This window comes from uncultured Candidatus Thioglobus sp. (genome assembly GCF_963981275.1).
GTDB lineage: Bacteria > Pseudomonadota > Gammaproteobacteria > PS1 > Pseudothioglobaceae > Thioglobus_A.
Genome location: NZ_CAXCCZ010000041.1, coordinates 1 through 8,774 on the forward strand (window position 1 = coordinate 1; position 8,774 = coordinate 8,774).

At 39.3% G+C, this 8,774-nt stretch carries 12 protein-coding genes and 1 tRNA gene; 6 read left to right on the forward strand and 7 right to left on the reverse strand.

Annotated features, from left to right (window positions below):
• Together ABNR88_RS06395 and queE are read left to right on the forward strand one after the other, a co-directional pair.
• Positions 1-184 (forward strand): UvrB/UvrC motif-containing protein (locus tag ABNR88_RS06395; RefSeq protein ID WP_348670197.1); only part of this gene is annotated, 184 nt, incomplete at its 5' end.
• On the forward strand, positions 181-819 hold the full coding sequence (gene queE, locus ABNR88_RS06400; protein WP_291926089.1) for a 7-carboxy-7-deazaguanine synthase QueE: 639 nt from the start codon (positions 181-183) through the stop codon (positions 817-819). The genes ABNR88_RS06395 and queE, both read left to right, overlap by 4 nt.
• Before the next feature lie 5 nt (positions 820-824).
• Here the strand turns inward: queE and ABNR88_RS06405 are convergent, their stop codons facing one another.
• The 5 genes from ABNR88_RS06405 to ABNR88_RS06425 all read right to left on the reverse strand — a co-directional run bounded on the left by ABNR88_RS06405 (position 825) and on the right by ABNR88_RS06425 (position 5,631).
• Positions 825-1,304: an Hsp20/alpha crystallin family protein gene (locus ABNR88_RS06405; protein ID WP_291926091.1), complete on the reverse strand. Its 480-nt coding sequence runs from the start codon at positions 1,302-1,304 to the stop codon at positions 825-827.
• Positions 1,305-1,401: 97 nt separating this feature from the next.
• Positions 1,402-2,955: a SulP family inorganic anion transporter gene (locus ABNR88_RS06410; RefSeq protein WP_291926094.1), complete on the reverse strand. Its 1,554-nt coding sequence runs from the start codon at positions 2,953-2,955 to the stop codon at positions 1,402-1,404.
• 36 nt (positions 2,956-2,991) lie between these two features.
• On the reverse strand, positions 2,992-4,092 hold the full coding sequence (gene aroC / locus ABNR88_RS06415; protein WP_291926096.1) for a chorismate synthase: 1,101 nt from the start codon (positions 4,090-4,092) through the stop codon (positions 2,992-2,994).
• 50 nt (positions 4,093-4,142) lie between these two features.
• A complete protein-coding gene (locus ABNR88_RS06420) occupies positions 4,143-4,397 on the reverse strand; it encodes a bacteriophage holin (protein WP_291926099.1) in 255 nt (84 codons plus the stop codon).
• A gap of 43 nt (positions 4,398-4,440) precedes the next feature.
• Complete coding sequence (locus tag ABNR88_RS06425) at positions 4,441-5,631, reverse strand: YbfB/YjiJ family MFS transporter (RefSeq protein ID WP_291926102.1); 1,191 nt, start codon at positions 5,629-5,631, stop codon at positions 4,441-4,443.
• A 101-nt stretch (positions 5,632-5,732) separates the two neighbouring features.
• Here ABNR88_RS06425 and ABNR88_RS06430 point away from each other — a divergent pair, with 101 nt between their 5' ends.
• The gene (locus ABNR88_RS06430; RefSeq protein ID WP_348670198.1) at positions 5,733-6,776 is read left to right on the forward strand and encodes an aldo/keto reductase; all 1,044 of its coding nucleotides are present in this window, start codon (positions 5,733-5,735) and stop codon (positions 6,774-6,776) included.
• A gap of 11 nt (positions 6,777-6,787) precedes the next feature.
• On the opposite strand, the gene ABNR88_RS06435 is transcribed toward ABNR88_RS06430, so the two are convergent.
• Both ABNR88_RS06435 and ABNR88_RS06440 read right to left on the reverse strand, forming a co-directional pair.
• Positions 6,788-6,864: transfer RNA gene (locus ABNR88_RS06435), tRNA-Arg, on the reverse strand.
• Positions 6,865-6,887: 23 nt separating this feature from the next.
• A complete protein-coding gene (locus ABNR88_RS06440; protein WP_291926107.1) occupies positions 6,888-7,502 on the reverse strand; it encodes a DsbA family protein in 615 nt (204 codons plus the stop codon).
• A gap of 67 nt (positions 7,503-7,569) precedes the next feature.
• Here ABNR88_RS06440 and ABNR88_RS06445 point away from each other — a divergent pair, with 67 nt between their 5' ends.
• The 3 genes from ABNR88_RS06445 to ABNR88_RS06455 all read left to right on the forward strand — a co-directional run.
• Entirely contained in the window at positions 7,570-8,073 is a 504-nt protein-coding gene (locus ABNR88_RS06445; RefSeq protein WP_291926110.1) for a glycine zipper 2TM domain-containing protein, read from the forward strand.
• A 3-nt stretch (positions 8,074-8,076) separates the two neighbouring features.
• Positions 8,077-8,367: a tetratricopeptide repeat protein gene (locus ABNR88_RS06450; RefSeq protein WP_291926112.1), complete on the forward strand. Its 291-nt coding sequence runs from the start codon at positions 8,077-8,079 to the stop codon at positions 8,365-8,367.
• A 12-nt stretch (positions 8,368-8,379) separates the two neighbouring features.
• On the forward strand, positions 8,380-8,774 hold a 395-nt coding region (locus tag ABNR88_RS06455; protein WP_348670199.1), incomplete at its 3' end, for an orotidine 5'-phosphate decarboxylase / HUMPS family protein.

An 8,774-nucleotide genomic window follows, 5' to 3' on the forward strand; every position in this document is an offset into this window, starting at 1 on the left:
CATAGAAGAAAATAGTGATGAGCAAATGGTGGTTCAATTGTCTCCTGTGCAGCTGGCTAAAGAAATTAAGCTATTAGAAAAGCAAATGTACAAACTGGCCAGTGATCTAGAGTTTGAGCGTGCTGGCGAGGTGCGTAACCAGATAAAGAAATTAAAAGATTCTCAATTTAAAGCAGCCTTATGAATACCGATTTAAACATTACTGAAATTTTTTATTCACTGCAAGGCGAGGCAAGAGAGGTAGGATTGCCAAGTATTTTTGTCCGCTTAACAGGCTGTCCTTTGCGCTGCACTTATTGCGATACTGAGTATGCTTTTAAGGGTAATAATCTCATGAGTATAGATACAATTATGAGTGAAGTTTCTCAGTATAACACTCGCTATGTTTGTGTTACAGGTGGCGAGCCGTTGGCACAAATTAATTGCCATATTTTGCTAGATACACTGATAAAAAACAACTATCAAGTGTCACTAGAGACCAGTGGCAGTATTGATATAAAAGAGGTAAATCCGGGTGTTTCTATTGTTATGGATGTTAAAACCCCTAGCTCAAATGAAGCGGGGCAAAATTTGTATAGCAATATTAAGGAGTTACAAATCAAAGATCAGCTTAAATTTGTGATTGGATCGCGCCATGATTTTGACTGGAGTGTCGATATCTTAAGCCAATACCCAACTCAGGCGGGCGTGTTATTCTCCCCTGTATTTGATCAAATAACCCCAACCCAATTAGCTAATTGGGTTCTTGAATCTCAACTAAATGTGCGCATGCAAGTGCAGATGCATAAAGTACTTTGGGGTGAAGAAAAGGGTAAGTAAGACTTTTAGTAAACAGTTATTTTATTAACTAAAGGGGTTATTTTTGCCAGTTTTGGAATGGAAATAATCAGACAATTGTCTTTAAACTCTGCGTTAATATTGTTTGTATCCGCATCAACAGGTAATGAATAAGATTGTGAGAATTTACTTGATGAAGTGCGAGAACTGTTGTTTGTCCGTTCAGTTTTTTGCACATTACCATTAATATGGATCATGCCATCTTTACTGGTTATATCTAGGTTTTCTTTGGCTAAGCCATTAACTTCAACTTCAATCATGTATCGATTAGATTGGCGATCAAAAAAACGTTTAGTTTGTGCGCCAAACATGCTTTGATTTTGTGTAGCACGCACTTCATTGTTAAATTGTTGAAATTGCTTGTTAAAGTTTGACCAGACACTATTATTAAAAAAAGCATCTTGGAATGGCTGATTGGCCATGGCGCCACTTGACACTAGCAGTGCGGCTAATAATGTATTTTTCATACCTCTCCCCAGATAATAAATGAAACTAAAGAATCTAATATAAAGTAAATGGCCATATTTATCAAGGAGCAATGTAAACCTTAACTACTAAAACGAATTAAGACAATTTATCGTCAGCGACATGGTACTTTGGATCTTCTAAAATATTAACCTCAACCAAGTTTTTAGCAGTTTTTAATAGTAGTCGGCATTCGGCGCTTAAATGTTGAAGGTGTAGAGTTTTTCCTACTCTTTTATAACGCTCGGCTAATTTATCAATCGCTTGAATGGCAGAGTGATCTAATGCTCTAGCATCTCCAAAATCAACATACACATCATCTGTATCTGATTTAGGATCAAATAATTCTTGGAAGTGTTCTTTTGAGGCAAAGAATAAAGTGCCTGTAATTTTGTAGACATTATCACCATGATCATTTTGTTCTTTCTTGATGTAAATCTTACTGGCTGATTCCCAGGCAAAAGATAGGGCGGATAAAATTACACCAACAACCACTGCTAAGGCTAAGTCACTGGTCCATAGAGTGATTACTGCTACTGATATTCCAGCAATAATATCGAGTACTGGAATCTTGCCAAATAACTTCAACGTACACCATTGGAATGTTCCAATAACCACCATCATCATTACGCCAATCAATACAGCAATAGGAATCATCTCAACGTATTCAGATAAGTAAACAATAAATACTAACAATGCTAGAGAAGCAACAATGCCTGATAGACGACCGCGACCGCCTGATTTGACATTAATAATACTTTGACCCACCATAGCACAACCACCCATGCCACCAAAAAGACCAGTTGCTGAGTTTGCAAGACCTTGACCAATACTTTCACGATTTGGCTGTCCTGTGGTTTCTGTTAGGTCGTCAACAAGATTTAAAGTTAACAGGCTTTCAATTAAGCCAACCGCTGCTATTGTTATTGCAAATGGCAATATTACCTGTAGCATTTCTAAATCAAATGGCACGTCAGGGATGTGGAATGGAGGAAGGCCACCTTTAATAGAGGCTATATCACCAACAGTGCGTGTTTCGATACCTAGGGCGATTACTGCGATAGTTCCAGCAATAACAGCAACCAAGATTGCAGGTACAGTCTTGGTAATTTTTGGCAAGAAATGAATGACTGCCATGGTTATTGCAGCAATAGCCAGCATAATTAATAGTGGCTCGCCAGTAATCCATGTGCCGTCTTCGAGTTCAAACTGCTTGATTTGCCCAGCAAAGATAACCAGGGCAATACCATTTACAAAGCCTAAAAATACAGGATGAGGTACTAGACGGATGAACTTACCCAGTTTAAGTACACCAAATAATATTTGAAAAATTCCGGCCAAAATTACTGCGGCGAATAAGTATTCCGTGGCTTGTTCGAGTGTCCCACCTTGTTCAAGAATCATGGCAATTAGAGGGGCAACCACCACAGCTACCGCACCAGTTGCGCCAGAAATCATACCTGGGCGACCACCTGCGATTGATGTCACTAAGCCAATAGTGAATGCGGCGTACAAACCAACCAGCGGATTAACACCTGCAATTATGGCAAAAGCCACCGCTTCAGGTACTAGTGCCAAAGCAACGGTTAGGCCCGATAAAATATCATTTTTAGGATTTGTAGAGGCGTATTTATTAATCAATGAAAACAGCATGTTTTTCCTTGTTGGTGAATTTAAAGTAAAAATTAATTATGTACTAGAACCTGGTACAACAGGCGTTGAAGACTTGACGTTAGTATTTTGTGCACGATGGCGCATCACATGATCCATAATCACCATTGCTAGCATAGCCTCGGCAATTGGTGTTGCGCGAATGCCAACACAAGGATCATGACGACCTTTGGTGACAACCTCAATTGGACTGCCGTCTTTATCAATACTTTCAATTGGCAGGCGCAAGCTAGAAGTAGGTTTAAGCGCCATTGATACTAATAGATCTTGGCCAGAAGTAATACCACCCAATGTGCCACCAGCATGATTGGATTTAAATCCGTCTATGGTAATCGCATCACGGTGCTCTGTGCCTTTTTGAATAACTGATTCAAAACCAGCGCCAATTTCCACACCTTTAACGGCGTTGATACTCATCATTGCATGGGCTACATCAGCCTCAATACGATCAAAGATTGGTTCACCAAGCCCTACAGGCATATTAGTAGCAACCACATTAACACGAGCACCAATTGAATCGCCAGATTTTCTCAGGGCGTCCATGTATTCCTCCAGCTCTGTAACTTTACTGGCATCAGGGCAGAAAAATGGATTGTTGTGTACTTCAGACCAATCTAGCATTTCAGCTTCAATGGGCCCGAGTTGTTTTAAATAGCCTTTAATTTCAATGCCTAAATTTTCTTTTAAGTATTTTTTGGCGATACCACCACAAGCAACACGCATTGCAGTTTCTCTGGCAGATGATCTACCACCACCACGATAATCTCTAAAGCCATATTTTTGATCATAAGTATAGTCAGCATGGCCTGGGCGGAAAGTGTTGGCAATATTGCCATAATCTTTAGAGCGTTGATCAGTGTTTTGAATGATCAATGCGATAGAGGTGCCTGTAGTTTTACCTTCGAAGGTGCCTGATAAAATCTTGACTAAATCTTCTTCACGACGCTGTGTCGTATGGCGAGAAGTACCTGGCTTTCTTAGGTCTAAATCGCCTTGTAAATCAGCTTCGCAAAGATCCATTCCAGGAGGGCAGCCATCAACAATACCAACTAAAGACTCGCCGTGAGATTCACCCGCTGTGGTGATTGTAAATAATTTTCCAAAAGAATTGCCCGACATACTGCTAACCTAAGTATTTAATATGAAATTAATTATACCTAGGTGCTTGGTTATTTCACTAGTTTGTTATATAGCCATGCCAAAACTAAGCCACCAATAGCAGCATCAACAAATGCCCACACCATACCAATTAAGATTCCTGTCAAGCTGAGTGAATAGCCTAGATAAATGCTTGAAAAAAAGCTGGTTATATTATGTAAATAGCTATCAGAAAATAGAGCCACAATCGAGATGAACAATATTGCCAATGACCATAGAACTCCTAAAGAGAGTGCCAAGGCCTTGGTGTCGAGTTTTTGATGCATAATTCAGTTTTGTGGTTAGTTAAATGTATTGTACGACTAAAAACTACTGTGTATTAGGCTTAATGCCAACTATTTTGGTTATCAAAAGCATGAGTACACCACTGAATACAAGGGCGGCCGTCACGTACAGTGCATGATTATAATTACCCGATTGCTCAGTTAGTGTTACAGCGTATAAAGGTGCGCTTACTTGCCCAATACCGTAGGCAACGGTGAGAGCACCCATTAGCATAACTGGATTATCACCAGCAATCTTACCGCCTAAATGCATAAAAAGTGCCACTAGCCCTACAAACGTGCCACCATACAAAATACCAGATAATAGATTTAAATAAAGATTGTGACTTAAAGTTGGGATCAAAATACCAACTATTTGAATACTCATGGCAATGATGATAATATTAACACTGCCATGTTGATGCGCTAGACGCATCCAAATAATTGAAGAAGGGATTCCAGCTAGGCCCACTAATAACCAAGTTGAGCCAGCAAAAGACTCGAGCCCTGGCAGTGATTGAATAATGGTTGGTAAAAAAGTGCCTTGAACCACCATCCCTACACCTTCGGTAAAATAAGCCAAAATTAAGATGATTACAAAACTAGAAAACAATTTTTTGTTCAAGGTGTGGGTGACTGTGTTTGCCTGAATTTTTTGATGGCTGGATAAAATATACCAAGGATAAGGTGAGACTAGTGCGGCGCTAAGTGCTAGCATTAGCCAAGAGGCTTGCCAAGAATTTTCAGTTAAAACCAATCTGGCAATAACATCTGCCAGTGCCAAGGCAATGGCAATGCCAGAAAAGTAAATCCCCATTGCTTTGGTTTTATCTTTAAAGTCAAGCTTAACCATAACAATTGCTGCACCCACAACCAGTGTCATAGCCGCACCAAAACCTGCCAAGATTCTACTAAAGATTAGCCATAAATCAGAGGTGGTAATCCCCATAATAATCGTTGTAATAACACACAGAATTAAGCCAAATCTGAAGTATTTAATTTTAGTATTAATATCTTTTATAAAAACGGCAAATAGCGCACCCAGCAAATAACCAACGTAATTAGTTGAAGCCAAGATACCAGAGAAAGTGAGCGACAAAGCTTGGTCGGCCAACATGGAAGGTAGTAGCGATGTATAAGCAAAGCGAGCGACACCAACACCAACAAACAGACCTATAATTCCGGCTAACAAAATATTAAAATTATTGTTTTTATCTAGTAAATTAATGCGACTCACAATGTACGGACTGATTCAATTTAAATATCAGTATACAGCTAACAGTACAGCTTAAATATTGCTTATCATGTTAATATATCGCATTTTAAAAACTTATTCAGATGATGGTCAAATATACTCAGCTTGGTAGTAGTGATTTAGTGGTGTCAAATATTTGCCTTGGAACCATGACGTTTGGTCAGCAAAATACTGAAAAAGAAGCGCATCAGCAGCTTAATTATGCGACAGATCAAGGAATAAACTTTATTGATACCGCTGAGATGTACCCTGTGCCGCCACGTGAAAACACTGTCTATTCCACCGAAAGCATTGTGGGTAGTTGGATTAAAAAAAATCCAAGAGATAAAATTATTTTAGCTACCAAGGCAGCTGGCAGTGCACGCGGCATGCCTTGGGTTCGAGATGGTGAGCATGCCTTTAATCGTACCAATTTGCGTAGTGCTGTGGAAGGGTCGCTTAAGCGCCTACAAACAGACTATATTGATTTGTATCAGCTGCATTGGCCTGAGCGCAACACACCGATGTTTGGCCAATATTTGTTTAATCCAGAGCAAGAGCGAGAATACACCGATTTTGCTGAAACGCTACAGGCTTTATCTGAGCTAATCAATGAGGGGAAAATTAGACATATTGGTCTGTCTAATGAATGGCCTTGGGGTTTGATGCAGTTTTTAAATACCTCAGAACGAGAAAGCCTGCCAAGAGTGGTAAGTATGCAAAATGCCTATAATTTGATTAATCGCACTTATGACTCATCACTCAGAGAAATGGGCTATCGTGAAAATGTGCCATTTTTGGCTTACTCTCCTATGGCATTTGGCCACCTCAGTGCAAAATATATCAACGATCCAAAAGCTCAGGGGCGAGTAAATGATTTTGACGGATTTGCTCAACGCTATGAAAAACCTAGCGTTGAGCCTGCGATTAAAGCTTACGCGGCTTTAGCTCAAGAATTAAACATTACACCAGCCACACTCGCACTCGCATTTACTTATTCACGTTGGTTCTGTGCCAGCAGCATTATTGGTGCCACCAATATGGATCAGCTCACAGAAAATATTAATGCTATTAATTTTGAATGGAGTGATGAGGTTGAGCAAGCGATTGAAGCTATTCATTTAAAGTTTTTCAATCCCGCGCCGTAGTACAATAATTATGGTGCCCTCGAGCCGATTCGAACGGCTGACCTGCCGCTTAGGAGGCGGCTGCTCTATCCAGCTGAGCTACGAAGGCAAGTGTACTATTATCGAGTAAATCTAAGCTAAGATTTGGCTAATAATTGTATTGGCATTATTGTAATCAATGCTAATTGGCTTTAAGTTTGATTTTGTTTTCAGTACTAATGATGGAAAGCTATTGACACCGAGTGAGCGCATTAATGCGATATCTTTAAGTAATAATAACTGTATTTTTTCGCTATTTAGGTTTTTTCCAAATTTTTTAATATCGATATCTAGTTGATCGGCCAGTGCAATCAGAGTATTTGTTTCTGATGGATTTTGAGCGTCTAAATAGTAAGATTGTTGAATTAATTGAGTCATTTTTACCTCTAATTGAGGATTTTGCTCTCTAATAGCGATCACTGCACGACAAGCGGGGTAAGTAGAGCGCTTGGGTTGGCAGTTTTTCCAAAAATCATGGTTGAATTTAGTGCCAGGAATGGTCATTTCGATTTTTTGCCAATTTTTTTGAATATATTCACGCATTTCATTTGACATAATTTCACTAGAATCTGGCGCCAATCCACCAAGTATGTGCTGAATGTTAATATCATCTGGCAATGCTTTTTTAACTTGCTCCCAAGTCTTTTCAAATCCCCAGCACCAAGAGCACATTGGATCATGTATGTAATAAAGTGTCTTTAAGTCCATGTAATAAACTGGTTGATTAAGCGTACAATAATAACCATATTACACGTAAAAATTGGAGTGAAAAAAAATGAATTTAAAAACAATAAGTGTTATGCCTTTGTTGTTAATATCATCAATGTCATTTGCCGGTAGCTATACAGACACAGCGACAGTTAATTCTGTGGATAAGATATACAAAACACATACCATTCGTGAGCCGTATCAAGATTGTTATATTAAGGAGTTTTATCAAGGCGATAGTGATGGCTCTGCCACCAATGAAATTGTGGGCGGATTATTTGGCGGACTGATTGGTAATCAGTTTGGTGGTGGTGATGGCAAAGATGCATTGACAGTAGCAGGTGCTTTATTGGGTGCTTCTCTTGCGCATGATGATGAGCTGGCTAAAGCCAAAACAGGTCGAGTGGTGAGTCGTGAAGTGTGCGAAACCAAGTACCGCTCAGAAACACAAAAGCGCTTAAGCCATTACCGCGTTGAGTATGAGTATGATGGTCGTACATTTACCTACACAACTAAAAACAAACCTTATGGTGATCGTATTAAGATTAAGGTTGAAGTTTCGCCAAAATAATCCGTGGAAATAAAAAAAACTTTTGAGCAGGTAAGTGATCTTGCAAAGCAAGGCGATGCTCAATCACAGTATGAGTTAGCGCTTTGTTATGATTTGGGGATGGGGGTCGATAAAGACTTACCACAAGCATTTGAATGGTATCAGAAATCTGCTGACCAAGATTATGCAAAAGCACAGTATAATTTGGGCATTTTTTACGCCTTAGCGAAGTCAGTCGATAAGGATATTGAGCAATCAAAATTTTGGATCAGAAAAGCCAATGAAAATGGCTATTCTGGTGGCAGTATTTTTTAAATAGGAATAAGCATGAAAGACATTAAACTTGAAGATAGATTGATTTTTGCATTGGACGTGCCAGAAGTTGCACAGGCTAAAGATTTAGTCAATCAGTTGGATGACAGTGTTAATTTTTATAAAATTGGCATGGAGTTGCTAATGACAGGCCAATACTTTGAGTTAATGGACTGGTTAATTGCTAAAGACAAAAAAGTATTTGTTGATCTTAAGTTTTTTGATGTGCCAGAAACTGTGGGTAGAACCATTGCCCGTTTGAGCCAGACAGGCGCAACCTTTGCCACCATTCATGGTAATCAAGGCTTAATGGAAAAAGCAGCTGAAAATAAAGGCGATCTTAAGGTTTTAGCGGTAACCGCTTTGACTAGTTTGGATCGTGGTGATTTAGATGATTTAGGCTTTGATTG

What these genes read in the sequence shown, in the direction of transcription:
- queE (WP_291926089.1), top strand. Translation starts at nt 181, where the DNA reads ATGAATACCGATTTAAACATTACTGAAATTTTTTATTCACTGCAAGGC.
- ABNR88_RS06405 (WP_291926091.1), bottom strand. Translation starts at nt 1,304, where the DNA reads ATGAAAAATACATTATTAGCCGCACTGCTAGTGTCAAGTGGCGCCATG.
- ABNR88_RS06410 (WP_291926094.1), bottom strand. Translation starts at nt 2,955, where the DNA reads ATGCTGTTTTCATTGATTAATAAATACGCCTCTACAAATCCTAAAAAT.
- aroC (WP_291926096.1), bottom strand. Translation starts at nt 4,092, where the DNA reads ATGTCGGGCAATTCTTTTGGAAAATTATTTACAATCACCACAGCGGGT.
- ABNR88_RS06420 (WP_291926099.1), bottom strand. Translation starts at nt 4,397, where the DNA reads ATGCATCAAAAACTCGACACCAAGGCCTTGGCACTCTCTTTAGGAGTT.
- ABNR88_RS06430 (WP_348670198.1), top strand. Translation starts at nt 5,733, where the DNA reads ATGATGGTCAAATATACTCAGCTTGGTAGTAGTGATTTAGTGGTGTCA.
- ABNR88_RS06440 (WP_291926107.1), bottom strand. Translation starts at nt 7,502, where the DNA reads ATGGACTTAAAGACACTTTATTACATACATGATCCAATGTGCTCTTGG.
- ABNR88_RS06445 (WP_291926110.1), top strand. Translation starts at nt 7,570, where the DNA reads ATGAATTTAAAAACAATAAGTGTTATGCCTTTGTTGTTAATATCATCA.